Annotated in this window: 21 protein-coding genes, 1 tRNA gene and 1 pseudogene; 7 read left to right on the forward strand and 16 right to left on the reverse strand. The window is 34.3% G+C overall.

Annotation, left to right across the window (positions count from 1 at the left end; translation table 11 throughout):
• Positions 1-3,110: Ig-like domain-containing protein (locus H603_RS0102315; RefSeq protein ID WP_026707070.1), on the reverse strand; the 3,110-nt coding region annotated here is incomplete at its 3' end.
• An 813-nt stretch (positions 3,111-3,923) separates the two neighbouring features.
• On the opposite strand from H603_RS0102315, the gene H603_RS0102320 reads away from it, so the two are divergent.
• From H603_RS0102320 to H603_RS0102340, 5 genes and pseudogenes are all read left to right on the forward strand, one after another.
• Positions 3,924-4,160: a hypothetical protein gene (locus H603_RS0102320; RefSeq protein WP_026707071.1), complete on the forward strand. Its 237-nt coding sequence runs from the start codon at positions 3,924-3,926 to the stop codon at positions 4,158-4,160.
• A gap of 253 nt (positions 4,161-4,413) precedes the next feature.
• Positions 4,414-5,166 (forward strand): DUF4369 domain-containing protein, encoded by a 753-nt coding sequence (locus H603_RS0102325; protein ID WP_026707072.1) that lies wholly within the window; start codon positions 4,414-4,416, stop codon positions 5,164-5,166.
• An 18-nt stretch (positions 5,167-5,184) separates the two neighbouring features.
• A pseudogene (locus H603_RS0102330) lies at positions 5,185-5,571 on the forward strand (TlpA family protein disulfide reductase); the annotation flags it as partial.
• A gap of 416 nt (positions 5,572-5,987) precedes the next feature.
• Positions 5,988-6,069, forward strand: a tRNA-Tyr gene (locus H603_RS0102335).
• Between the two features lie 292 nt (positions 6,070-6,361).
• On the forward strand, positions 6,362-7,666 hold the full coding sequence (locus H603_RS0102340) for a site-specific integrase (protein ID WP_026707074.1): 1,305 nt from the start codon (positions 6,362-6,364) through the stop codon (positions 7,664-7,666).
• Between the two features lie 82 nt (positions 7,667-7,748).
• Here H603_RS0102340 and H603_RS0102345 read toward each other — a convergent pair whose 3' ends face one another.
• Positions 7,749-8,063 (reverse strand): hypothetical protein, encoded by a 315-nt coding sequence (locus H603_RS0102345; protein WP_245576075.1) that lies wholly within the window; start codon positions 8,061-8,063, stop codon positions 7,749-7,751.
• Between the two features lie 1,171 nt (positions 8,064-9,234).
• Here H603_RS0102345 and H603_RS0102355 point away from each other — a divergent pair.
• Both H603_RS0102355 and H603_RS0102360 read left to right on the forward strand, forming a co-directional pair.
• Entirely contained in the window at positions 9,235-9,627 is a 393-nt protein-coding gene (locus tag H603_RS0102355; protein WP_026707077.1) for a single-stranded DNA-binding protein, read from the forward strand.
• A 44-nt stretch (positions 9,628-9,671) separates the two neighbouring features.
• Complete coding sequence (locus H603_RS0102360) at positions 9,672-10,739, forward strand: DUF932 domain-containing protein (protein WP_026707078.1); 1,068 nt, start codon at positions 9,672-9,674, stop codon at positions 10,737-10,739.
• A 354-nt stretch (positions 10,740-11,093) separates the two neighbouring features.
• Here H603_RS0102360 and H603_RS0102365 read toward each other — a convergent pair whose 3' ends face one another.
• From H603_RS0102365 to traK, 14 genes are all read right to left on the reverse strand, one after another.
• The gene (locus H603_RS0102365) at positions 11,094-12,809 is read right to left on the reverse strand and encodes a HAMP domain-containing sensor histidine kinase (RefSeq protein ID WP_026707079.1); all 1,716 of its coding nucleotides are present in this window, start codon (positions 12,807-12,809) and stop codon (positions 11,094-11,096) included.
• Entirely contained in the window at positions 12,809-13,936 is a 1,128-nt protein-coding gene (locus tag H603_RS0102370; RefSeq protein WP_026707080.1) for a histidine kinase, read from the reverse strand. The genes H603_RS0102365 and H603_RS0102370 overlap by 1 nt, the downstream gene beginning before the upstream one ends.
• A 135-nt stretch (positions 13,937-14,071) precedes the next feature.
• Entirely contained in the window at positions 14,072-14,635 is a 564-nt protein-coding gene (locus H603_RS17015; protein WP_026707081.1) for a potassium-transporting ATPase subunit C, read from the reverse strand.
• A 113-nt stretch (positions 14,636-14,748) separates the two neighbouring features.
• Positions 14,749-15,831: a porin gene (locus H603_RS0102380; RefSeq protein WP_026707082.1), complete on the reverse strand. Its 1,083-nt coding sequence runs from the start codon at positions 15,829-15,831 to the stop codon at positions 14,749-14,751.
• Between the two features lie 65 nt (positions 15,832-15,896).
• Entirely contained in the window at positions 15,897-16,457 is a 561-nt protein-coding gene (locus H603_RS0102385) for a K(+)-transporting ATPase subunit C (RefSeq protein WP_026707083.1), read from the reverse strand.
• 13 nt (positions 16,458-16,470) lie between these two features.
• On the reverse strand, positions 16,471-18,480 hold the full coding sequence (gene kdpB, locus H603_RS0102390) for a potassium-transporting ATPase subunit KdpB (protein WP_026707084.1): 2,010 nt from the start codon (positions 18,478-18,480) through the stop codon (positions 16,471-16,473).
• A 13-nt stretch (positions 18,481-18,493) separates the two neighbouring features.
• Entirely contained in the window at positions 18,494-20,182 is a 1,689-nt protein-coding gene (kdpA, locus tag H603_RS0102395) for a potassium-transporting ATPase subunit KdpA (RefSeq protein ID WP_026707085.1), read from the reverse strand.
• A gap of 120 nt (positions 20,183-20,302) precedes the next feature.
• Positions 20,303-20,380 (reverse strand): K(+)-transporting ATPase subunit F, encoded by a 78-nt coding sequence (gene kdpF / locus H603_RS17230; RefSeq protein WP_157510391.1) that lies wholly within the window; start codon positions 20,378-20,380, stop codon positions 20,303-20,305.
• Between the two features lie 97 nt (positions 20,381-20,477).
• Entirely contained in the window at positions 20,478-20,762 is a 285-nt protein-coding gene (locus H603_RS0102400) for a DUF7674 family protein (protein WP_026707086.1), read from the reverse strand.
• A gap of 162 nt (positions 20,763-20,924) precedes the next feature.
• On the reverse strand, positions 20,925-22,265 hold the full coding sequence (locus tag H603_RS0102405) for a sigma-54-dependent transcriptional regulator (RefSeq protein ID WP_026707087.1): 1,341 nt from the start codon (positions 22,263-22,265) through the stop codon (positions 20,925-20,927).
• Positions 22,266-22,357: 92 nt separating this feature from the next.
• Entirely contained in the window at positions 22,358-22,642 is a 285-nt protein-coding gene (locus tag H603_RS0102410) for a molybdenum ABC transporter permease (RefSeq protein WP_026707088.1), read from the reverse strand.
• A 179-nt stretch (positions 22,643-22,821) separates the two neighbouring features.
• Positions 22,822-23,730 carry a conjugative transposon protein TraN gene (gene traN, locus H603_RS16285; RefSeq protein ID WP_245576076.1) on the reverse strand — a complete coding sequence of 303 codons (909 nt, stop codon included), beginning with the start codon at positions 23,728-23,730 and terminating at the stop codon, positions 22,822-22,824.
• A 52-nt stretch (positions 23,731-23,782) separates the two neighbouring features.
• Positions 23,783-25,042, reverse strand: coding sequence for a conjugative transposon protein TraM (gene traM / locus H603_RS0102420; protein WP_026707089.1), 1,260 nt, complete (start codon positions 25,040-25,042; stop codon positions 23,783-23,785).
• A gap of 226 nt (positions 25,043-25,268) precedes the next feature.
• Positions 25,269-25,892: a conjugative transposon protein TraK gene (gene traK / locus H603_RS0102425; RefSeq protein WP_026707090.1), complete on the reverse strand. Its 624-nt coding sequence runs from the start codon at positions 25,890-25,892 to the stop codon at positions 25,269-25,271.
• Positions 25,893-25,894 lie beyond the last annotated feature (2 nt).

A 25,894-nucleotide genomic window follows, 5' to 3' on the forward strand; every position in this document is an offset into this window, starting at 1 on the left:
GTTGCTTGTCCGTCTCCAACAGTGTATACATAAGAATCTGTGCCTACAAAACCAGTTGCCGATTGGTAAGTATAATTACCATCTGCAGCAATAATTATCTCTCCACCTTCCGCTGTGGTAAATGTTCCCGCTGTCACAGTTAAAATATCACCATCTGCATCGGTGTCGTTCGATTGTAAAGTAGCAGTTGAACTGTATAATACTTCTGAAGTCACTGTCGCAGAATCATCCACTGCAACTGGAGATGAATTTACTGGAGCATTTACTGTAAAAGTAACAGTTCCTGTAGCAGTTGCTTGTCCGTCTCCAACAGTGTATACATAAGAATCTGTCCCTACAAAACCAGTTGCCGATTGATAGGTGTAGCTTCCATCTGCAGCGATAATGATCTCTCCGCCTTCTACTGTGGCAAATGTTCCCGCTGTAACAGTCAAAGTATCGCCATCTGCATCGGTATCATTCGCTTGTAATGTAGCAGTTGAATTGTACAATACTTCTGAAGTTGCTGTTGCTGAATCATCCACTGCAACTGGAGCTGAATTTAATTGAGCATTCACTGTAAACATAACCGTTCCTGTAGCAGTTGCTTGTCCATCTCCGACCGTATACACATAAGAATCTGTTCCAATAAAACCAGTTGCCGATTGATAGGTGTAACTTCCATCTGCAGCAATTATGATCTCTCCGCCTTCTGCCGTTGTGAATGTTCCAGCTGTCACAGTTAACGTATCACCATCTGCATCGGTGTCATTCGATTGTAATGTAGCAGTTGAACTGTATAGAACTTCTGTGGTCGCTGTTGCTGAATCATCTACTGCTATTGGAGCAGAATTACATGTAAATCCCAATAGGGCATCATTAGCAGTTTTTGTATCAATGAATGCTCCGTAAACACGAATACTATTTAGAACACTCGCTACAGCAGCTGAACTAATTTTAATTTCGTCAAAACGCTTCGTAGTTTTAAAACCTACATTATAACGTCCTGCAGAAGAACCAAAAATATCAGCGATCACTGTTAAATTGAGTAAATCTCCGTCAGTGGCACTTTCTTGTAAAACCCCATATAAATAGGTGCTGATTTGTAAAGAACTAAGTAGGTCTAAAGCCACTAGTCCATTCGTATCTTGAATCGCAAATCCTGCAACACTACCAATAGGAAAAGTATTCAATATATCCTTAACAGCAATTGAAGGTCTTCCTAATGCGTTAACTGTAGTATTAATAGTTGCGTAGTCATTAATGTCACTCGAAATCACATTTTGAGTATCATTAACAGAGCATCCTACACATGCAATACCCCCTATTCCTGTATTTTCACTATTCACTATAACTGGAAAGCCGTTAACACCATCATTTAAATAATACGTGGCATCACATTCAATAGGTTGCGTACAAACTCTTTTAACAAAAGCATTATAAACATTAATAGTTCCAAGATTTACTCCTGCAATAGGATTACCAGCAATCAAACGTATCTCATCAAATTCTTCTGTAGCAACAACTCCTATGGAATAACGATTACTTCCTGTCAGTAATGAACTACCCACTGTAGCAAGAATAGATTGTCCTGAGAATGTCTCCGCCTCATTGCCATTGTTATATGTTTTTATAGAGAAACCACCTAATAAACCTACATTGAGTAATGAGCTTGTTGCTATGTTAAATCCTGCATAAGTTCCTACAGGATAACTTCCCAGTACATTTTGGACAGCAATAGCAACATTCGAATTTAAAACTCCAGCAGCCAAATTTAAAGTAGCAAAATCTGTTTCACTCTCAGATATTAAATTTTCAGCATTGTTTACAGAACTACCTATATTTAAAACACCTCCTACGCCAGTATTTTCATTACTGATAACTACAGGGAAGTCAGGATTTATTAAACTAGTTTCTGTATTGCAAGCTAAATCATCTCCATCACAAAATTTTTCCACTACCGCCCCATATATCTGGGAACTGAACAAAACATTTAGAAGAGAGGTATATTCAATCTTAATTTCGTCAAATTCTTTTGTCGTGACAAAGCCGAGAATAGCATTACCATTTCCATCAATTAAACTAGAGTTTATACCTATACTAGACGTAATTGCCGGATAAGTTTCCTGCTCAACTCCATCTAGGTAAGTAACAATATCGACTGTAGCACCTATCGAAGCTTGTAAAAGTCCTGCAGAGCTAACTTTAAAACCGGCAAATGTTCCTGCAGTATAATTAGTGATAACGTCTTTGACAGCAACTGCTCCCTTGTTACCAATTCCTGCAACCATGGATAGCGACGCAAAATCTGAAGTACTCTCCGAAATTACATTATCAATATTACTGATTGAACAACCAACACATATTCCAGTCAAGAATCCCGTATTGGCAGCACTTATTGCCACTGGGAAATCTGGGTTAGACCAGTCTGTTTTTGTATTGCATTCGAAATCAGTACTACTTGGAGCAGAAAATTGTTGAATTATAGCATTGTACACACGGTAATTACTAAGAACATCTAAAAGTAGTGATGTGTACTCAATTCTAATTTCGTCAAAAGGCGAACTTGTTATAAATCCTATTGTAGCTGTTCCGTCTGCATTTAAAAGATTTGAATTAATACTTACAAGCGAATTAACCGCGTTGTATGTTTCCCTCAAAGTACCATTATCATATGTTCTAATTTGTACACTAGCGCCTAAAGATACCCGAAGCAAACCTTCAGTTCCTATTCTAAATCCAGCATATGTTCCAGCAACATACGTATCATTAGCATCTTTTACACTTAAAATGGCATTGCAACCTATTCCAGTAATACTGATATTAGAAAAATTATTAAAATTACTGTCGACTAAATTTCCAATATCTTCTACTTGACCCAAGCAAAGTGGTGTCAAACTGCCCACATCATTTAGAACAGTCGCTTGCAACTGATCAAATACAGTATTATTAACTAGTGGTACCTTAGTATTTGGTACAGGTATTCCAGGGTTTAATCTGTACTTGTCGTAATTTTTTTTGTTTGTGGAGCCGAAAACTTGTGGGCCAGATAATAGTAGCAATAATACAAAGGCAAAACCCAATGACTTTACTATATTAATACTGACATTTTTTAAAGTAGAGTTACTCATAAAAAACAGTTTAAATTAGAAAATAAATGATTGTGGTATTTGTGGTATTTGTATGCGTATTCTATCAAACGCTCATTTAAAGAGCTCGTTTATTGATTATTAAATAAATGTTGAATTAATAATATTTCTAATAATTTTAAAAGCTATGAGGGATAGTAAATTTCAGATTAGTATGTAAAGATCCTCACCCAATCGATTTTAAATCGTTAGATGCATTATGTATAAATTAAAAAAAGTAGCAATTAAGAATTTAGACTACATTAAAAAATATGTACCTTATTAGATTAAAGGATCGTATATAATTGATTTATAAAGTAGAAAATCAAAATTGACAAAATTTAAGAGTGGTAAATAGGATGCCAAACCTTTCAGGTTAGCACTTGAACATTCTTTACACAGAATGTTAATAGAACCTTTTCTTTGAGTTGGGGCAAAAAAAATCATATCGTTGTATTTAGTAGTTGATATTTAATATAATAATTGTAGGTTTTTTCATTATACTTAATAATATAAAGATATAAATAATTATTGAAAATTGATATAGATCAAGATTATTTAAATAAAAACTTTTGTGCTATATCTAAGAATTGCTTAAACCAACCGGCAACAAAACCTCAATAAACTGAAAATAAAACGAGTAGGTGTTTGATGTAATTTACGATTAAAAGCTAATTTTGGTTTTAAATTAACATTGTTATTTAATATTTTAACATTTTAATCTTATAAAAATCGATATTTTGTACTAATTATAGTATGTAATATCGTTGGTTTTAATATATTAGCAGTTCCAAAAAACCAAAACTACATTATATCGTGAAAGAAAAACTGCTATTACACAAGATGCAGCTCAAACGGGCAAAGGAAGTACTCCAAGTGCTTGAAGTTCAAAAAAACCAAATTAGTATTGAATTAGAAAAGAATCCCTCTTGTTCTGCTTTGAATAAAGATCTTAGGCTGATTGTACTTGACATTAAAATTACTTGCAATGAAATCGAACAAGCTAAAAGCGATATAGACCTCACTCAAGCAGAAATATTGAAAATAGTTTAAAGAATTACATTTTACAAATTTAAATGCTATTCACCCTAATTTAGTCTGAATTTAATAATTATGTTTGAATAATTATTATCGTGATGCTGAGAAGCATTTGTCACAATCTTTTTATAATTCTCCATATCGTTTACAAAATGAAAGTTTTATAATATAATAATACTAAAATATAACAAAAAATTAGCTGATAAAATTATTTAAACTTTGATAAAATTAAATACTTTTGCAGCTTAACTCAATTAACTAATTTATAATGAAAAAATTAATTTTATTCCTTACTGCTGCAGTAGTATTCACTTCATGCAATAAAGATAAGTACACTATCTCTGGAACTGCACAAGGGATTGAAAATGGTAAAACCATTATTGTTGAAACACAAGACGCTAATGGTATGGGAATGATAGCTGTTGACACAGTTAAAGTTGAAAACGAAAAATTTGAAATTGAAGGTAAAGCAACAGAACCTATTTTCCATACATTACAAGTTGAAGGTGTTCAAGGTAAAGTACCATTCATTTTAGAAAATGGTGACATCTCAGTTGTCATCGATAAAGACAGTATCCAAAAATCGAAAGTTTCAGGAACATATAACAATGACGAATACGTTAAATTTAACGAGGAAATCAAAGTAGTTCAAAAGAAATTAATGGATTTTCAAACAAACAATATGCAAGCTATGAATACGGCTCAGCAAAATAAAGATACTGTTGTCATTAATAACTTAATGCAACAATTCTCTAAACTTCAAGAAGAAGTAGCTGTTTCATCTAAAGCAAAGTATATTAAATATGCTGAAACGCACCCTAAATCATTGATTAGTGCATTAATTTTACAAGGAATGGCTAATGATCCATCTGCAGATATTAAAAAGACAGAATCAATTTACAACAGTTTTGATGAGTCTTTAAAGAACACTAAACCTGGAAAAGAAATTAAAACAAAATTAGACCAAATGAAATCGCCTACAACTGGAGCTGCTGCACCTGCTGTTGGTGACGCTAAATGAAGGTCTGATTTCTCAGCTCCTAATCCGCAAGGAAAAATTGTTTCTTTAAAGGAGAGCATGGGAAAAGTAACTATTGTTGATTTTTGGGCGTCTTGGTGTGGTCCATGTAGACAAGAAAACCCTAATGTTGTCGCTATGTACAATGAGTTGCATAGTAAGGGATTAAACATTATAGGAGTTTCACTAGACAAAGACGCTGCTAAATGGAAAGAAGCTATAGCAAAAGACAAGCTTACTTGGACTCATGTTTCAAACCTAAAATTTTGGGACGAACCTATAGCAGCACAATACAAAGTAGAAGCGATTCCAGCAACGTTTATATTAGATGCATCTGGAAAAGTTGTTGCTAGAGATCTTAGAGGCGCAGAATTAAAAGCAAAAGTCTTAGAGCTGTTGAGCAAATAAGATTGACCTTAAAGGTAATTATCATATAACATATTTAAAACCTCCCTAGTGGAGGTTTTTTTATTTATATAGTATTCTACTCTAATTAAAATGTGTAATCAAGTTTCACGTCATACATGTTTTAATCAATTAATGACCAAATGTTATCTAAACAGTAAAAAGTACATAGAAAAAAGACGCGTTACATCACACTTCGCATATAACGTACCTCTAAATTATTCCTAAAATGGTACTAATTATAGTTTATTGAAATATAAAATTAAAAAATAATATTTTTATATTATTCACTTCCAATACATTAAAAATATTATGAAAAATAATGCAAAATTAAGTGTCAAAAATGTTTGTAGAAACGAAAAGTGTTCCTATATTTGCCACCGCTAACAACAACAACAAACGTTGTTATCAAAGGCCTCGGGGAGATACTCAAGCGGCCAACGAGGGCAGACTGTAAATCTGCTGACTACGTCTTCGTAGGTTCGAATCCTACTCTCCCCACTAAAAGGGATTAAGATTAAAAAATGAAAGTTTTTCAATCTTTTCAAAAGTCCTCAAAAAAAGTGTTAAGCCTGCAAATCCAACGATTTGCAGGCTTTTTTCATTTTCTGCACTTTGTCAAAATTTATAAAAGCGCTCAAAGTTTCTATGGCAGAATCGTGGCACATTTGTGTTTTTCGAAAATGTGCCACAGAATATGAGTTAAACCCTTATACACACAGGGGTTAACGTGCTTAACGACTTGATTTTTTGACGTTATAATTCTACATTTATTAACCTTAAAAGTTGAATTATGTTAGAAAGCAGTTTTGGGCTGGTTTTCTTTTTGAAAATCCCCCGCAATGAAAGTAAAATTAGAACCATTTATCTTAGAATTACAGTAGATGGGATACCTAAAGAAACATCTACGAAACGTAAATGGGATATCTCACGTTGGGATCAAAAACTAGAAAGAGCAATCGGAACTAAAGAAGATGCGAAATCTATTAATATGTTCTTAGAGTCTCTTACGTTGAAAATTAATGAGTACAAAACAGAGAACATGTATAACGGAAAAGTTATTACTGCTCAGAAAGTTATGGATTACATCTTAGGGAAAAATGCCGCGAGAGTCAAAGTACTTGAAGAGTTCCAAAAGCATAATGATGAAATGACGGCTTTGCTGGGTAAAGGATACGCAAAAGGAACTCTCGACCGTTTTACTATAACTATTAATCATTTACGAGCTTTTATTCGACTTAAATTTAATGCTGAAGATCTTGATTTTTCTGATTTGAATCTCGAATTTATAAAAGACTTTCAATTTTACTTACGTTCTGTTCGCAATTGCAGCAATAATACAACCTTAAAATATATCGCTAACTTTAAAAAAATAGTACTTCGTGCTATTGATAATGAAGTTATCCTGAAAGATCCTTTTAAGAACTTTAAAGCTAAAAAATCAAAAATTATAAAAAAGCCTCTTTCAACTCAGGAATTATATGAGTTAGAACGACATTACTTTAGTACTGATAGACTCAATGTAGTTAGAGACGTGTTCGTCTTTCAATGCTACACGGGATTAGCTTATATCGACGTATATCAATTAAAAAAGACTGATATTAAAGTGGGTGTCGATAAACAATCGTGGATCATGTCTGAAAGACAAAAAACAGGCTCTGCAACTAATGTTCCTCTCCTACCGCAAGCACTTAAAATAATCGATAAATATAAAGATCATCCTCTTTGTATACAACGTGGCACTGTCTTGCCTGTAGCCTCAAACCAAAAAATGAATGAATATTTGAAGGAGATTGCTTTACTGTGTGCTTTTCCTTTTACTCTCAATACACACATGGCTCGCAGGACCTTCGGAAGAACTGTTACGTTACAAACCAATGTACCGATCAATGTTGTGAAGGAAATGCTTGGACATTCCTCTGTGAAGCAGACAGAAGCCTACGCTATTACCGAGCAAGTAACAGTTGGACGGGAAATGGCATTGCTTAATAAACGGATAAATAAAACGGATCCAGTAATGTGTGAGTCAGATCTAGCCATCCTTACCAGATTAGAAAAGGAGATAAAAAAAATCAAACAGAAGTATCACTTATCTTGAAATCACAGCAAATACTGTTTATTATCTAGAACTTGAAGACAATTGGAACATATTATTTCAAAACGCAAAAAGGTTGCTACCATCATGGAGCAACCTTTTTGTCTTTCAGATAGACTTCACTTTTAACACCGGGATGGTAGGAAGGAAAATATTCGATGTATCCTAAATTCTGTAATTCTTTAAAATACTTATGATAGGTTGGTATCGTATTAATATGCGATAGTGCCATGATTTTACTTCGACTCACTTTAATATTTTGCATTTGTCCCTGCTTATAACCCAAACTAAGTATAGCAAGTAATAGCGCGAAATGCCAAACGTTTAATCGAGGATCTTCCATATAAATCAAAAAAGTATTCATCAAACTATCCTTACTACTTTTATTTGCATCTTTCATCTGTAAAAAGTTTAAGGAGATCCACTTTATTATAGTAGTACGAGCCGAGTATTTTTTTATATCGTACTTTTTGGGTCACTCTTAAATTTTGAATAGATCCCGGAGACATATTCATTAATAGCCTGACTTGCTTGCTTTTTATCCATTCTTGGTCTACTATTTCATTCTGAACTTCCCTAGTCTGTGTCATTAAAGTACCGATATTGCATAATAGCTCCAAACCAAACTGCCTCAAATCTTCTTTCGTTACCATGTCATTCATAATTTCCTCTTATTAAAAGTTTAAACAATACAACTCTCTCTTCCTTTTAGTTTTAACTAGCTATTCACTTCACTTACATATTCTTACAAATAGAAAACTACTGAATGATCCAAAATAAAATTTCGCAAATAACTTGGTAGTACTTCTTTTACCCTAAAGTATAGAGATAAATTGAGTTCTTTATATACCTGATTAGCAATGGTATTATTTGTCCTCTAGTGGCAGTTCACATTAATTTATAGTACAACTTTAATCACCTTTTTTCAAAAATCAACTTTTAGAACAGTCAAATCTATACTTCGCTCAATTTCAACTTAACTCCAATCTTCAAAGCACATTTATACTTCCGCTACGCTTCAGGATAAAAGAGCTTAGTCGGATAATTGATAAAATAATCTTGAAAATTAAAGCCACTAACTACGTATAATTTTCAAGATCCTTTTACATGGCTTCCATAGCCATTTTATTATTTTGGAGAAATAGTGGATGGATAACATTATACAGTACTTATTTGAAGAGTCGCTTTTTTCTTTGTAATCCCAAATAATCTTCTTTACAACCCTGCTTCCAGTCTATTACTATTCAAAAACCAGTATGCTTTTGTTCCACTTCAAGAGCAAAGGTATACTAGTGTTTTTTACGCAAAAAAAAGGTCAAGCCCTACGGGTTTATCAAAAAATCTCCACCCATTCGGGTTGTATTTATTTGATAAAACCTTGTTTTTGCTAAACACTAACCTTTTATGCTCTCGAAACGAAACATAGCATACTCCGGTTCTTTGGACGAATAAAAAAAATGTCAACAATGAAATTTTATACTATTTATAATGGAATTAGAGTGAAACAAAACAGCACCTCCTCTCATTACCGAATAAATTAATTTAAACAATAAATCTAAAAAGTAAAAATCATGAACATCATCGGAAGATTAACAAGGGATGCGGAAGTATACACAACACCGCAGGAGAGAAAAGTGGTAAATTTTTCAGTAGCTATTAATGATAGTTACCGAAATAAGCAAGGCGAACGCATAGAGCAAACTAGCTATTTTGATTGCTCCTACTGGATAAGTCCAAATGTTGCCAAAATACTCCTTAAAGGGGCTTTAGTAGAGCTAACAGGAAGAGTGAGTACAAGAGCCTGGACTGCTACTAACGGAGAACTAAGAGCTAGTTTAAATTTTCATGCCTCGACTATTAAATTACATGGAGGTAGTAAAAAAATAGAACAGGCACAGGCCGTCGTAAAACAAGAAAACACAAAGATCATCCTAGAGGAGCCTGTAGATGACCTACCATTTTAACACTAAATACTTAATCATTTTTTTAACTCTTAAATTTTAATATCATGGCACACAATTTAAATTTCAACGAAAGAACAGGACGTTATTCCTTTTTTAGCGTACAAGAAAAAGCTTGGCACGGTTTGGGTCAAATAGTAACAGACTATCCAACAAGCGCGCAAGCAATTAACCACGCAGGACTTGATTATGAAGTTACAAAAAGTCCGCTTTATACCAAGGCGTCAAACATAATTGATCCTACTGACAATTTAGCGATAATAAACAATGAGGTCAACGTACCCAATTATTTTGCTACAATCCGCACGGATAACAATACCGTTTTGGGTGTAGTCGGTAAAGACTATCACATCGTACAAAATCGTGAAGCATTTAGTTTCTTCGATTCCATTGTAGGTGGTACTGATGGGATTTTGTACGAGACTGCAGGCGCTTTAGGAAATGGAGAACGTATTTTTATTACGGCTAAATTACCAGACTATATTCGTGTGGGCAATGGTGATGATGTTACAGAAAAATATATTTTCCTCACTACTTCACACGATGGTAGCGGAAGCATTACGGCAGCGTTTACACCCGTTAGGATTGTTTGCCAAAATACCCTAAACGCTTCGCTGCGCAATATGAGTAATGTGGTACGCATACGCCATACTTCAGGAGCTAAACAACGTTTGGAGAATGCGCACAAAGTAATGGGATTAGCAAACCAATTTAGCAATCAGTTAGAAGACATTTTTAATAATTGGGCAAAAGTAAAAGTGCACGATCATGAGGTTAAAAAAATGATCCAATTCGCACTTTGCCCCAACAAAGAAACCTTACAACATCTTAAAGCTGGAAATGAGGACGAAATATCCACAGTTTTTAAGAATACCGTTGAAGATGCTTTTGCCTATGCTATGACAAGCGAAACACAACAAATGAACACGACAAAAGGAACTTTGTTTGGAGCGTACAACGCTGTAACAGGCTACTACCAAAATGTACGTAGCTATAAGGATAGCGAAGCCAAATTGCAATCCATTATTTTGGGTGGTACTGCACAATTAAAATCTCAAAAAGCTTTTGAAATCTGTACTAATTTTCAAAATATGGGTACAAACTGTTTTAATTAGTGTTTTCTTTTAAAACCATAGACGGCCCACTTTGATAGTGGCCGTCTATTTTTATTAGTATCGTTTTTTTGTTCTACGGAATACATATCTTGAAATCTTGAACTTCAAAAAGACCTTCCCTTATAAATGGTCGGGAAAGTCTTTTTGAAGAAACTAGTTGAACCACTTCAGAAAAAAGTAATCAGTACGCAACGCTTCCTTCTATTTTTCCTGAAAAGGTTCGCGTTAAATTATAGGATATCCATTATCCTATCTATTTTAGTTGAACTTTTATTTAAGCCTAAAGTATTAGGACAATCTTTTTGACTTTGATTATTTACTTCAGTTCAACTTATAGTATTCGATTTAATATAACTAATCTACATTCATCATTATACTAAATGTACTCCCTAAACCTAGTTCACTTTCTACTGTTATTTTACCACCTTGGGCTTCAATGAATTCTTTACTTATTGCTAATCCCAAACCTGTTCCAGATTTACTGCTTCCTGGAATTTGAAAATACTTATCAAACACTTTATACTTGTATCGAGAATCAATTCCTTTTCCCGTATCGATAACTTGAAATACAACTTGACTATCCGATTGACTTATTTGCACGACAATTTCACTCTCTATATTAGAATAAGTAATGGCATTGGTTAAAAAATTAATTAAGACCCAAGCCGTTTTTTCACTATCTGCTGTTATAAATGGTAGATTTTCTTCCTCATCAATAACAATTTCAATTTGTTTATTTTCTGCTTGCATTTTTACTGCCTCCACCGCATGATGTACTATTAAATAAGGACTTGTTTTCTCAATTTTCAAATTTATCTTACCAGTTTCTAATTGTGAAATATCAAGTAGCTCTCCCGTTAATTTAAGTAGCCTTTGGCTATCCTCTTTTATACTGTCTAAGAGTTGCTTTTGTTCCTTATTAATCACTCCAGTGGCTTCTTTTTCTAGCAGTTGCAGACTAAATTTTATAGAGGATATTGGCGTTTTTAGTTCATGTGATACTGTCGCTATAAAGTTGGTTTTAGCAAAATCTAATTCTTTGAAAAAAGTAACGTTTCTCAGGATAATTACATTTCCAATAGCGATCTCTTTCTCCTCACCCGTTGGCGTAATCGTAATATCGACCACTTCTTTTTCGAAATAGCTTTCTCTATCATCTGCAAATATTTTTATTGGCAATATCTTTTCATTAGTTTCTAAGGTGATTAGCAATCGTATTAAATCATTATTTACAGCCAAAGCGGCTACATTTTTGCCTACAACATCACTTTGCTTTAAACCAAATATAGTCAGAGCTTCATCATTAACGAATAAGATACTATTGCTCGTGTCTAATCCTATAATAGGATCATGCATTTTATTAATTAATGTTTCTAATCTTTTCTTTTCGAAAGATAAACTATACAAATTACTGTTGTTGTATTCCTGTAACTTTTCGGCCATGACATTGAAGGAACGAGCCAAGTCTCCAAATTCATTGTGTTGTAAAAAATGTACCCTTTCAGAGTAGTTCTTGTTGGCAATTTCTTGAATACTCGTTGTTAACTCCTTAATAGGATTAGCAATATTATTGGGTAAATTTACTAATAGATTAAAGGCTATCAGGAAACATAAAGTTCCCAGTATCATGATATAAAAATTTGCTGTTTCAGCGGTCTTCTGAGCGATATCACTTTTTAGTTTTATTGCATCGGTATTGAGTTTCATGATCTGTAAAATCACATCACGCATCTCGGCTTTAGCTCCAACTGATCCATTGCCTTCTTTTAATGACTGAAAAGCTATTTTAAGCTTATTGGTCATATTCGCTTCGTTTTTCTCCGTAATATTCAGAAGCTGTAACTCTAAATTTTGACCAAAAACCACAGTAGCATCCATATTATTCTCGCCAATGTCCTCCATTGCCATTAACATATTCCTAGAATACTCTAAAGAATCATAATTGGCTTTAAGGATATTTTGAGTATCTTGTTTTATCGAATTGATATAATAGACACTAACAACTGAAAGTAAAATTATTAATGAAAATAATAAGCCTACACTTAAGTTTAATTTAGTTTTAATTCTCATTAGGATAAAATTATAAGGTCAACATTTGATGAAGCCAACTTATTTAATAATTTATTAAATATACTTGAAGACAAAATTACTTTAAATAAATTGAAATGTGGTTTTCCGATGCAAACCGTTGTAATCTGTTTTTGCTCTACTACTTCGAGAATAGCATCGGTAATTTTACCGTTTTCTTTTTTTATTACTTCGGCGCCTAATTGAGTTGCTAATTTTAAATTATTGATGAGATAGCGCTGTTTAGCAAGCGGAATTCTAACACTACTCTCTTTCGGTGTCTGCACATACAAAACCATCCACTTGCTGTTGTAATAACTTGCTAAACGCGCCGTTTTTCTAATCACAATTTTGGCCGTTTTGTCATTACTGCTAATACAAGCCAATAATTTATCTTGTCTAAAATTGGTGTTTTTAGGCTTTTCATGCTCTACTTTTCGAACCACTTGACTAGCTACTTCTTTTAGTGCTAATTCACGTAATTGAAGAATCTGATCTGATTTAAAAAAATTAGTCAAAGCCATTTGTATTTTGTCTTCTGCATAAATTTTACCTTCCTTCAATCTGTTTATCAATTCCTCTGCGGTTAGATCAATATTGACTACTTCATCTGCCATACTTATAACATTATCAGGTACGCGCTCTTGTACTTCCACGCCCGTAATTTCCTTTACCACCGTATTTAAACTCTCTATATGTTGAATATTTACAGCAGAAATAACGTTAATACCAGCTTCTAAAACTTCCAAAACATCCTGCCACCGTTTTTCATTTTTACTACCCTGAATATTAGAGTGTGCTAGTTCATCTACAATTACGACCTCTGGCCTCAGATTAATTATAGCTTGAACATCTAGTTCCTCTAGTTCTTTACCTTTATAGAAAATTGTTCGCCTTGGTATTATAGGCAAACCAGTTATTAATTCCTGAGTTTCTTTTCTAGCATGTGTCTCTATATAACCTATTTTAACATCAATCCCTTTTTTTAATAAAGTATGAGCTTCTTGTAGCATTCGATATGTTTTGCCTACTCCAGCACTCATACCAATATAGATTTTAAACTTTCCTTTCCTGGATTTTTGAATCAAATCCAAAAAATGTTGTGCATTATTTTCCCTTTCTTGTTCCATATTCGCTTTGATGCTTCAAATGATTTGCCGTCTACCCTTTTTATATTTCAGTAATGAATGGCCTTTTCTCGATTGTACACTTCCCTTTAACAAAGATTTAGATTACTTAATGATTTAGAAATAGACCTACTGCTTTTATTTTGTTATCCTGTCTAACTCGGAATTCAGCATCACAATGTTAATAGTTTTAGGCCCTAGACATGTTATTAATCTTTTTTCGGTATGGTCTACAATGATAGAATCTATAATTTTTGTCGAAATCTTTCTAGCTTTTGCGATTCGTGACACTTGCTTTTTGGCACAATCTATAGTAATGTTTGGACTCATAAACTTAGATTCGTTCAGGATAGATTGTGATTTTCCTTTTCTGTGCACCCTTATTTTTTTTTCAGAAACGAGTTTTTCTGTTACTGCAGTGGGATAAAACAATTCGCAAGGCTTTGTTAGTTTACTGCTATCTAATGGCGCTACTTCGTCAAACTCTTCATCCAAAGTTGTACTCCAAAAATATACATCATCACTATATTGCTTGTCTATTGTGGGAGTAGTAACTTCAAGTCTATAAATAGAGCTAGGCTCTGGTATTAATTGATCTGAATTGCTTTTCTGGCATCCCACAAATAGGACTAAACTTGCTAATCCAAAAAATAGAATACTCAAAAATATATTACTTCGTTTTAAAATTATTGTTTTCATCATAATTATTAAGGTTAAGACAATATTACAGTCTCATTACCCTTTAGACTCTTTTTTTAAGTCTCTTGCAATGGATTGTAGACACATTTTTATTAAGTAAAGGCTATTATCAAGTTTTAAAATTTTACCGCTAAGGATGTTGACAGAACCAAACTTTCATTAGCAGCTCCTCCCCCTCGTTTAACATAAATAGCGTCTTTGCTAGAGTAATTCTTCACTTCTACTCTCCAAACTAAATTTGAACCTATTCTATAATCTGAATTTACGGATGCACCATAGGTTTCAAACCCATCTGGAGTTCCTGTTACGATAATTACTCCTTTTTTATCTTGATAATATTCTGCTCTTACTGCCAAATTTAATTTATAAGTTACCGCAATTTGTGTCATTGCTGAAGCTCCATACCATTTGTTGTATTGATCGCCTTGAGAGCTACTCTCTTCCCAACCTAAATCGAATCCTGCCATCAATTTCACTTTACTTGTTAGCTCAAATTGTCCGTAAAAATCATGAAAATAACGCCTTTGACGTACATCATCTGGTTTATCGTTTCCAATAAAAGAACTGCTGTTCAAGGTTATTTTGTTTGTTGGCTTGTAAATTAGTTGATGCCCATAAGCAGGAGTAGTATTTCCATCCACGCGCTGAATTCTTTGCCAACCATTTAAATACAATCCGGAGAATTCCCATTGGCCACTTGGAGAAACATAAGTGATTTTGGCTCCAGCCTCAAAATAGGGAGAATTCTCAGCCATTATACTTCTAGTTAAGGTAATGCAGTCTAAGCCAACAGCACTTTCAAAACCGATATGTGAAGGTAAAATCCCAGCGGTAATCCATAAATTTTGACTTTTTATAACTTTGAATCCTACGTTTGCTTCATAAACATTTTTTAAAACTCCAGGCTCAGCGGAATAATTTGCGTTCATAAAAGAACCAGCTCCTAAAGCCAAATTAGCGCGAACTAATTCGGTATCATAAGTGGCTTTTAGTAAACCCAGATTTAAATTGACCTCATTGTTTCGATTGTGACTGTAAATAAAGGCTGGACGTGTATTCGTTTCAGGATTATTGACATCGTATTGAAAGTAGGTTTCAACATATCCCGAAAATGTCAGCGGATTTTTTTTCTCTTCTTGCGCAAAAGCAGCACTCGATAAAACAAGTGATAAGGTGACAGTAACTATTTTAGTATTCATTACAATTTATTTATTTGATTAAAAAAAAGGGAGATAGCGTTTCATCTCCCTGATTTTTCTATATTTTAATTCAGTTGATCAAGCGCAATATTTAGTTTTAAAACATTCACTTTTGTAGGTCCAAAAATGCCTAAAAAGGGATGCTCTATATTTGCATCTATTAAAGAATTTAATTTTTCGCTACTAATTTTCCTCGTTTTTTGAACTCTTGTAATCTGCACTTTAGCACTTGCAACAGATATGTTAGGATCTAATCCGCTTGCACTAGCGGTCACTAAATCAATTGGAATATCTAATTTTTTCACCGTAGGATTCTTTAATAAAAAAGTATCAATACGACCTTGAACTACAGCTAAATATTCTTCGTTAGAAGCTCCTTTATTACTAGCTCCTGAGCCAGCGGCGTTATAATCTACAGCAGATGGTCTTCCCCAAAAGTATTTGTCAGCCGTAAAATTTTGACCAATGTTGGAGTATCCTATGTTTTGTTTGTATACTACCACTTCACCTTTACCATTATTGGGTGCTAATTGAGCAACTGCCCAAACCGATAAGGGATAAATTACCATAAAAAGTACAAGCAGGACAACAGTCATTCTGATTCCGATTATTAAATTATTTTTCATAATTTCTATTTTTTTAAATGAATAATGCAACAACAATGTCAATCAATTTGATACCTATGAACGGTACAATAATTCCTCCTACACCAAAAAGTAACAGATTTCTTCTCAACAAAGCACTTGCGCCTATTGGTTTGTAGCTCACTCCTTTTAACGCTAACGGAATCAAGAACGGAATAATGATGGCATTGAAAATTACTGCCGAAAGTATGGCACTTTCAGGACTGTGTAAATGCATAATATTTAATCCTTGAAGCGCTGGAATTGCAGTAATGAATAATGCTGGAATGATGGCAAAATATTTGGCAACATCATTAGCAATACTAAAAGTAGTAAGCGTACCGCGGGTCATTAATAACTGTTTCCCAATTTCGACAATCTCAATTAACTTGGTTGGGTCATTGTCTAAATCAACCATATTTCCTGCTTCCTTTGCTGCTTGCGTTCCACTGTTCATAGCAACACCAACATCTGCCTGAGCTAAAGCCGGTGCATCATTTGTACCATCTCCCATCATGGCAACTAATCTTCCTGCTAATTGTTCCTGTATGATGTAGTTCATCTTATCTTCTGGTTTGGCTTCGGCAATAAAGTCATCAACCCCTGCTTTTTCGGCTATGAATTTTGCAGTCAAAGGATTATCTCCCGTCACCATGACCGTTTTTATACCCATTTTACGAAGGCGTTCAAATCGTTCAAACATTCCCGTTTTGATAATATCTTGCAATTCAATCACTCCAAGTGCCACTTCATTTTCAGAAACTACTAAAGGGGTACCTCCGTTTTCAGCAATTATTTTTACTTGATCTAAAAGCTCGGTTGGAAAAGGATTTCCAGCATTTATGACTATACTTTTTATAGCATCAGTTGCACCCTTTCTGATTCGAGTTCCGTCAAAATTGATTCCTGAACTTCTCGTCTCCGCTGTAAACTTGATAAATTGTGCATTATTCACTTGCAGCGTTAAAGGATCTATTTGTGCTAATTCTACAATTGATTTTCCTTCAGGAGTATCATCCGACATGGAACTTAAAACGGCTGCTTTAACCAATTGATCTTGTGAAATACCTGGAGCAGCATAGAACTGAGTTGCTTTCCTGTTACCAATGGTGATTGTTCCTGTTTTATCCAGTAACAATACATCAATATCTCCTGCAGTCTCCACCGCTCTACCGCTTTTGGTAATTACATTGGCTCTTAAGGCTCTGTCCATACCTGCTATTCCAATCGCAGATAATAACCCTCCAATGGTGGTTGGTATCAGGCAAACAAATAATGCGATAAATGAAGCTATCGTAATATTTACATTCGAATAATCAGCAAATGGTTTTAGCGTTATACAAACGATTATAAATACTAACGTAAATCCTGCAAGCAATATCGTTAAGGCAATTTCGTTTGGAGTTTTTTGTCGTGAGGCACCTTCTACCAAAGCAATCATTTTGTCTAAGAAACTCTCCCCTGGCTCATTGGTCACTTCCACAACGATGCGGTCTGACAATACTTTCGTACCACCAGTAACTGAACTTTTATCTCCGCCTGACTCGCGGATGACTGGTGCCGATTCGCCTGTTATAGCACTTTCATCTATTGTTGCGAGACCTTCTATGATTTCCCCATCCGTTGGAATGGTATCACCCGCTTCACAAACAAACAAATCTCCTTTTTTCAGTTGCGATGAAGAAATCTTTTCTCCACTTTGTAAGGTCGCTGGTGTTTCTTCTCTTGTTTTTCGTAAACTGTCAGCTTGAGCTTTTCCTCGTGCTTCGGCAATTGCTTCTGCAAAATTGGCAAACAACAGTGTAAATAAAAGCACTAGGAATACAACAAAATTATACCCAAAACTACCTTGCGATGTTTCACCCGTTAATGTCCAAATAGAGACAAATAGCATAACGATTGTCCCGATTTCTACCGTAAACATTACAGGATTTTTAAATAGTAACTTCGGATTCAATTTCACAAAAGACTGCACTAATGCTTGTTGCACAATCTCCTTTTGAAACAATGATTGATCTTTATTCATTTTTAAATTCTTTTTAGTAGATAGTAAAATATTCAGCGATTGGCCCTAATGCTAATACAGGAAAGAAAGCTAAGGCGGCTATAATTACAATAACAGTTAAGGTCACTAACCCAAATGTAGCCGTATCTGTCTTGAGGGTTCCATCGTTTTCAGGTATGTATTTCTTTTGTGCTAAGAGTCCAGCAATGGCTACAGGCCCTATGATTGGCAGAAAACGTGCAAGAAGCAGTACAATTCCTGTAGAAACATTCCACCAAAAAGTATTGTCTCCTAAACCTTCAAACCCACTTCCGTTATTTGCGGACGCAGATGTGAATTCATATAACATTTCACTAAGTCCATGAAATCCAGGATTATTTAATGTTGCTGTGCCATATTGAGGCATAGCAGCCGTTATTGCAGTACCCACTAATATTAAGAATGGGTGAATCAAAGCAATAATCATCGCTATCTTCATTTCTCTAGCTTCGACCTTCTTCCCGAAAAATTCAGGTGTCCTTCCAACCATTAATCCACTAATAAAAACCGCCAAAATGATGAAAATAAAGAAGTTCAAAATTCCGACTCCCACTCCACCATAAAAGCTATTGATCATCATTGCTAGTAATTCATTCATACCTGAAAGAGGCATCGTGCTGTCGTGCATTGAATTTACCGAACCTGTTGAAATTACTGTAGTTGCAATACTCCAGTATCCTGTTGCTGCTGCACCAATTCTTGATTCTTTTCCTTCCATAGCACCCAGAGAGGTATCAATTCCCATTTTTTGAATCATAGGATTTCCTTGCATCTCTGCGATAACATTGGGAATCGTTAATGCCAAAAATCCAACAGTCATCACGCCAAAAATCATCCACGAGAATTTCTTCCTTTTAATGAAATATCCGAAAGCGAATATCATTGCGAATGGAATCAACATTTGAGCAATCATTTCGACCATATTGGAGAAGTACGTTGGATTTTCAAAAGGATGTGCAGAATTGGTTCCAAAAAATCCGCCTCCATTCGTACCTACATGTTTTATCGCTACAAAAGCAGCAGCAGGACCACGAGAAACATCTTGTGAACTGCCTTGTAAAGTAGTTACAGTATCTTTTCCCTCAAAAGTCATTGGAGTTCCTTGAAAAGCTAGTAAAATTGCCACTACAAATGAAATCGGAAGTAAGATACGTGTACATGATTTCATGAAATACGTATAAAAATTACCTAATTCAGTAGTGGTTTTATCTCGAAATGCTCTAAAAACTACTACTGCAGCGGCCATTCCCGTCGCGGCACTTACAAACTGTAAAAACATTAGATAGAACTGTCCTAGATAACTAAGTCCTGTTTCACCTGAATAATGCTGCAGGTTACAATTCACTACAAAAGAAATCACGGTGTTGAAAGCTAAATCGGCGGACATACTTGGATTTCCATCTGGATTCATGGGTAAACTTCCCATGGTCATCATGATGATCATTCCTATAAAAAACCATACTACATTAATCGTTAGTAAAGCTTTCATGTGCTGTTTCCAGTTCATTTCTTGCTCGGGATTAACACCACTCAATTTGAAAAGCACTTTTTCAACCGGATTGAATATAAAATCCAGCCACGTTTTCTCGAGTCCGTAAACCTTGGAAATATATTTTCCTAATGGAATAGCGAGTGCTAATGTGAGCAAAAACATCGCTATAATTCCAAATATTTCTGTATTCATTTTTATGTATTAAGGGTTAAATAAATTTTGGTTTTTAAAGAGGTAAGAACTAAAACTATAATTGCGAAAATCCACTATGATACAATTATCAGCACTTGCCTATTTTTTACCTTGATCATTTTAGAATTTTTCTGGCTTAAGTAATACGTAAACCATATAGCCAAAAACGGCTATTGCGACAATAAAAAGTGCGATCATAATTTTAGATTTTTTCAAAAAAGTCAATGATTAAAAAACAAATGCCAAATAATAAAATGGATAGTCCGAGCAATAAAATTGTTTCAGTCATAATAATTTAATTGTATTTTGGTTGGTGAATTTGTTTTGCATATTCTGTTTTCAATACTTCGGGAAATAAATTTGAAATGGTGCAATGCTTCACTTTTAAGAAGGAAGCAATAGAATAGAGATACACATTGGCAATAATACCTCTTGTTTCTGTGCTACCTGTAACAAATAGTTTTTCAGCTATATTGAGGCATTTTTTGGCCCTTAGTACATTGCCAGCGATTAGTGCTTTTTTAGTAATCTCAGCAAATCGTTCTGCATTTTTGAATACATTAGTAATTTGATTTTTCATTTGAATGTTATTTATTTTCTAGTGCAATGCCAAAAGACATTCCAAAAAAGGAACAAACTAATTAATCAACTACATATCAACATATTAACACACAAACGTAATTTTAGAGCACAAAAAAAGCCTATCAAAATGATAGGCTTTTTATTAAAATGATAGGTTTTATTAAATTCTATACTCTTCTACCTTTCGATACAAAGTAGCAATTCCAATTTCTAACAACCTTGCAGCTTCTGCTTTATTGCCATTTGTGTAATTTAAAACTTTTTGGATGTGTAGTTTTTCCATGCTATTGATAGCAAAAGCGGATAGTATATTATCACCACTATTCTCTTTATAATTTACAATTTCATAGGGTAAATCGGCTGCAGTTAAAGAATTCGAAGAAGCTAAAATCACTGCTCTTTCAATTACGTTTTTAAGCTCACGCACATTTCCTGACCAAGAGTATTTTTCTAAGTACTCCAAAAAATCGTCCTCAATTTCTAGTGCCTTCTTATTTGTTGCAACTGAAAATTTTTCAACAAAAAAACTAGTAAGAGCACCTATGTCCTTGACACGCGCACGCAAAGGCGGCAAATTTATTTCGAAAATATTCAACCTATAATATAAATCAGAACGGAAACGATGAGCCTCACTTTCGGTTTTTAAATTCCGATTAGTAGCTGCAATTAATCTAAAATTGGATTTTTTAGGGGTACTATCACCAACGGTGATATATTCATTGGTTTCTAATACTCTTAGTAATTTTGCTTGCAAATCAAGAGGCATTTCTCCTATCTCGTCCAAGAATAAAGTACCACCATTTGCTTCTTCAATAAAACCCTTTTTGTCTTTTACAGCTCCTGTAAAAGCACCTTGACGGTGACCAAAGAGTTCGCTTTCTAATAATTCTTTACTAAAAGTACTGCAGTTCAGAGCCACAAATGATTTTCCTACGCGAGTACTATTTTCATGAATGGCTTGAGCAAAAACTTCTTTACCCGTTCCTGTCTCTCCAGTTAATAAAACGGTGGAATCAGTTATGGCGACTTTTTTTGCCAATTCAATAACTTGTAACAATGCTTTAGACTTTCCTATGATAGCGTCAAAAGAATATTTATTCATAATGCGCTTTTCCAACTGCTTCACTTTCTTCTGAAGTTGGACTTTTTCTAAAGCCTTGTATAAAAGCGGAATGATTTTATCATTGTCATCCCCTTTGACAATATAATCAAAAGCGCCATTTTTCATTGCTTGAACGCCGTCAGATATGTTTCCATAAGCGGTTAGCAAAATCACTTCTGTTAATGGGAAATTAGTTTTTATCTTTTGAAGAAAATCTACTCCATTACCGTCAGGAAGTTTGACATCACATAGCACAACATCAATATCATTCTGCTCTAATTTTTTGAATCCCAACTTCAAATCCGGAGCTTCAACTACTTCAAATCCCTCTGATTTTATTATCCTTGCGAGTAAACCACGAAGTTTTTCTTCGTCATCAATTATTAAAATATTTTTCAAAAGATGTGCAATTTTATTTATGTAAAACTAGTTATTATTTAATTACAATAAAAAATAATAGTGAAGCAATAGAGTGTCTGGATCAAAACAATTTATCGTACTGAATTTATGATTTTACCTTTTTTTTCAGTTTGCTCTTTTCTATCCTTATTATTTTTTGAATAACTCCATAACATAAGCAGTCCAAAAATAATAAATCCAATAGAAATCCATTTGGTGACTCTTTCAAAGAATGTTATTACTACTGCTTTTTCATAACTCAAAAACCCTTCCACTCCCATTGGTCCTCTTCTGTAAAACTTTCGTCTGTTGATCCAGTACCGAAGGCTTAAACCTATAAAGAGAGAAACTATACTTAAAAACAATGCAGGATTCATATGCAAATATTTAAAAATTCAACAATATAAATGTACAAAAAAACTAATATTTAAAAAATAAACGACTCATTTTTAAGTAGTTAAATTAAATTTTTAATCAACTAAAATGAAAGTGATTGTTAAACTATAAATAGTAAAACAATCACTTCATCAAACCGTTTTGATCCTCTACAGTTTTTTTATTTGACATCTCTTTCGATGTATCTCTCTTTATCTTTCCTAACATCCTCCTGCTGGATTAGTTTAGATTTAAGTAAATCTGAGTTCTTAATTTCTAATATCTGTAATCGGCTACCATTTTTTTCATGGAGTTCTATGCGAAGTACTTTGTCATCAGCGATCGTAAATTGATCCAAAACAAAAACATTTCTGGAAACCGTTTTTCCTTGTACCTCATCGATAGATTTATAAACTCGTATTGGATGTTTAATTACTTCTTGTACAACCGTGCGTTTCGCTTTCTTTTTATCTATCACTTTAAAATTGATGAAATCAATTGGAAATGAAACGAAGCTTGAATTCCTAATTTGTGTATAAAAATAAAATTTGTCATCATTAATATGAATACCTTTCAATAGAAATTCTATTCCAAATTTTCTGGTGCCAATTTGTTTTATAAAGTGCTTGTCTTGCTTATAAATCTCCTCCATTAATTCGTCGACCATGTTGGGCGAATTCGTTCCAAGTTCTTTAAACAAAATTGGTTTCGAATTCCATTCACGATCACTTTTGAGGGTTTTAGTTAAACTGTAATTAGTAACCCTAGGACATGAATTGTAGGAGACATTAAAACTATAGAAAGTTCCGTCTTCTGTAATTACTGAAAAATTGGTTTCTTCTTCAAAATCGCGAACAGAAGCCTTAACTCGTAAAACATTACCAGCATCATCAGCCTTACTCGCAACCAAGTTAGTACTACCTAAATCTACGTAACGTATAACAGAAGGAAATAATAGATGTGAAGTTTTATCGAATGTTACTTCTATACTGTATGGTTCTATTATAGATAGGTTTTTCTTTGCATTCGTGCACAAGGCCTCCTGCCCGTGCGTAATTGATGTGTATCCTAACATTAAAATTAGTATCATCAAAGTATTTTTTACAGCTGTTTTCATTTTATACCATTTATTTTTTGAACAATTATTTTTTTGAGACTAACAGTACTTGCAGTCCTGCTTTTAGGGTAACTTTTGGAGTCTTAATTTTTTTTGAGAAATAATTTGAAACACCTTGGACTAATCCTCGGCTTAGATCCCCTGCGATCTGTTGTCCTGCAGAAGTTGACAACATTATACTACTACCAGAAGTTTGTCCCATATTGGCTGCCATGTCGGTCATAGCGGTACGTTCTGGAGAATATGGCACTGCCAATCCTTGTTGCCCGTCCAAACCATAAATAGTGAGCTCAATCGGGAGAATATTTCCCTCCAACTCAATGGAGCTAATTTTTAGTTGTAGCCTACCTTGCTGAAACTTCGAATTTGCAGTTACTACAGTGCCGATTGGGATCGTTTTGTTCTGTATTCTTGCGGGTTCCAATAAACGGAGGCTAACACTGGTTTCTTCGGAGACGAGTTGTGTTTCTTGAACAACTGCACGAATACTATTCTTTGTTTGCTGTTGCTGATCAGTACTGGTGAATGTACTATTGCTAACCGCTACTTCGAGGTGCTCCTCAACGCTTTGCTTAAGGTTAGAAACGACATTGTGCCTTTCTGGAATTATGGAAACAAAGACTTCTTTAGGTGGTGAAGAAGTAACAGTTGCCTTGTTTTCATTCGAAGCTGAATTGATAGGTAAATATTTAGCCGCCATCTGATACGATTTCTCCATTAACTCCAATTGATTCTCAACAATACTAGTTGGTGGTTCTTCCTTTTTTGCCAGTTCTTTTTTTAGTTCCTCCAATTGTTTGCGTAATTCCTGTGTTTCAGAATTATCATTATTGTAAAAACTTCCCAATGTGCTTTGTGCATTACGATAACTACTTAATGAAGCGTTAGTATTCGCTTCATTTTCAGGAACATCTTGCAACGATTCTGCTGTACTCCCTTCATTCCAGTAATCAGATAGCGATGTCAAGGCATTTTGTTTTTCTAGATTTTTCTGTTCTACTAATTCCTGTTCATAGGCTTTTTGTTTGTCATTCTCTAAATCAATAGTTGTCGCTTGAGGAACAGAATCATTAAGCGCCATAATCTCAATATTTTTTACATTTTCTACTGGTTTAAAGATCAAATACAAGCAGCCCAAAAATACGATCGCCATCAATGATAAGATTATTGCCTTTTTAATTTTTTCGGCTTTACCCTCCCTACTCACTTCCAGTCCATCAGAAGCTGTATTTATACTGCCATCTGTAACATAGACCGCATTTTTCTTGTTTTCATTTTCTTTCATGTCTTTTCTTTTTTATAATTAGGACTAATGATCCCTCTAGCGATTGCTCACTACAGGAATTAAAACAAACTGATAAGAATACCAACTATGCTGATTATTAGATAGGCGGTAAAACAAACCATGATGTATGTATACTGGACTTGTAATGGAAGCATCCTCCATTTCACCTCAACTTCATTGATCCATAGATCAATATTTGTTCGAATCTGTTTCATCGTTACAATTTTTAGCGTTCTATAATTTCTAGGTCTTTATTTTCCAAAACCGTAAACTTCTCCATATTGAATCCTTGTGGATTGTTATCTGAACGAACGGAATTCACTAGGTAGCAAGAAGTGACAAGATTCCTTTTTGTTACATTACTGGATCGAATGATGAACTGCTTAGAGTACGTTTTCACAGCATAAGGATAGGTTTCAAAATCACATACCACACTATCCACTTCAAGTCGCTGTTGGACATTTCCCGAAATGATCCTATTGTAATATCCTTTTTCTGCTAAGTCTTTGTAATAATCAAAAGCACTTTTATCAGCAAGATTAAATGCTCTTTTCATATTGTTCTCAATGGCATTTTTATCCGGAGCTAGTGTAAAGAAAAGCTCGTGAAATCGACGTACATGCTCACGCGCCTCTACGGGCCTACTGATAGAAGCATCCTGAGCAAGAGCCAACATCAGCGATTTGCCATTGTCTAATACATAGACTTTCTGACGTTGTAATTCAGCGAAACGGTACGATTCCCAAACAGCATAACCCGATATACCCACACACAGTACTGCAAATACAAGAGCATAAAGCCTAATTTGACTAAAACTGTTTTCGATGTTTCTTAAAGTTTTAAATTCCATTT

The organism is Flavobacterium frigidarium DSM 17623, from assembly GCF_000425505.1.
Lineage (GTDB): Bacteria > Bacteroidota > Bacteroidia > Flavobacteriales > Flavobacteriaceae > Flavobacterium > Flavobacterium frigidarium.

Excerpts from the sequence above, each read along its gene's own strand:
- H603_RS0102325 (WP_026707072.1), top strand. The coding sequence starts at position 4,414 with ATGAAAAAATTAATTTTATTCCTTACTGCTGCAGTAGTATTCACTTCA.
- H603_RS0102340 (WP_026707074.1), top strand. The coding sequence starts at position 6,362 with ATGTTAGAAAGCAGTTTTGGGCTGGTTTTCTTTTTGAAAATCCCCCGC.
- H603_RS0102345 (WP_245576075.1), bottom strand. The coding sequence starts at position 8,063 with ATGAAAGATGCAAATAAAAGTAGTAAGGATAGTTTGATGAATACTTTT.
- H603_RS0102355 (WP_026707077.1), top strand. The coding sequence starts at position 9,235 with ATGAACATCATCGGAAGATTAACAAGGGATGCGGAAGTATACACAACA.
- H603_RS0102360 (WP_026707078.1), top strand. The coding sequence starts at position 9,672 with ATGGCACACAATTTAAATTTCAACGAAAGAACAGGACGTTATTCCTTT.
- H603_RS0102365 (WP_026707079.1), bottom strand. The coding sequence starts at position 12,809 with ATGAGAATTAAAACTAAATTAAACTTAAGTGTAGGCTTATTATTTTCA.
- H603_RS0102370 (WP_026707080.1), bottom strand. The coding sequence starts at position 13,936 with ATGGAACAAGAAAGGGAAAATAATGCACAACATTTTTTGGATTTGATT.
- H603_RS17015 (WP_026707081.1), bottom strand. The coding sequence starts at position 14,635 with ATGATGAAAACAATAATTTTAAAACGAAGTAATATATTTTTGAGTATT.
- H603_RS0102380 (WP_026707082.1), bottom strand. The coding sequence starts at position 15,831 with ATGAATACTAAAATAGTTACTGTCACCTTATCACTTGTTTTATCGAGT.
- H603_RS0102385 (WP_026707083.1), bottom strand. The coding sequence starts at position 16,457 with ATGAAAAATAATTTAATAATCGGAATCAGAATGACTGTTGTCCTGCTT.
- kdpB (WP_026707084.1), bottom strand. The coding sequence starts at position 18,480 with ATGAATAAAGATCAATCATTGTTTCAAAAGGAGATTGTGCAACAAGCA.
- kdpA (WP_026707085.1), bottom strand. The coding sequence starts at position 20,182 with ATGAATACAGAAATATTTGGAATTATAGCGATGTTTTTGCTCACATTA.
- kdpF (WP_157510391.1), bottom strand. The coding sequence starts at position 20,380 with ATGATCGCACTTTTTATTGTCGCAATAGCCGTTTTTGGCTATATGGTT.
- H603_RS0102400 (WP_026707086.1), bottom strand. The coding sequence starts at position 20,762 with ATGAAAAATCAAATTACTAATGTATTCAAAAATGCAGAACGATTTGCT.
- H603_RS0102410 (WP_026707088.1), bottom strand. The coding sequence starts at position 22,642 with ATGAATCCTGCATTGTTTTTAAGTATAGTTTCTCTCTTTATAGGTTTA.
- traN (WP_245576076.1), bottom strand. The coding sequence starts at position 23,730 with ATGATACTAATTTTAATGTTAGGATACACATCAATTACGCACGGGCAG.
- traM (WP_026707089.1), bottom strand. The coding sequence starts at position 25,042 with ATGAAAGAAAATGAAAACAAGAAAAATGCGGTCTATGTTACAGATGGC.
- traK (WP_026707090.1), bottom strand. The coding sequence starts at position 25,892 with ATGGAATTTAAAACTTTAAGAAACATCGAAAACAGTTTTAGTCAAATT.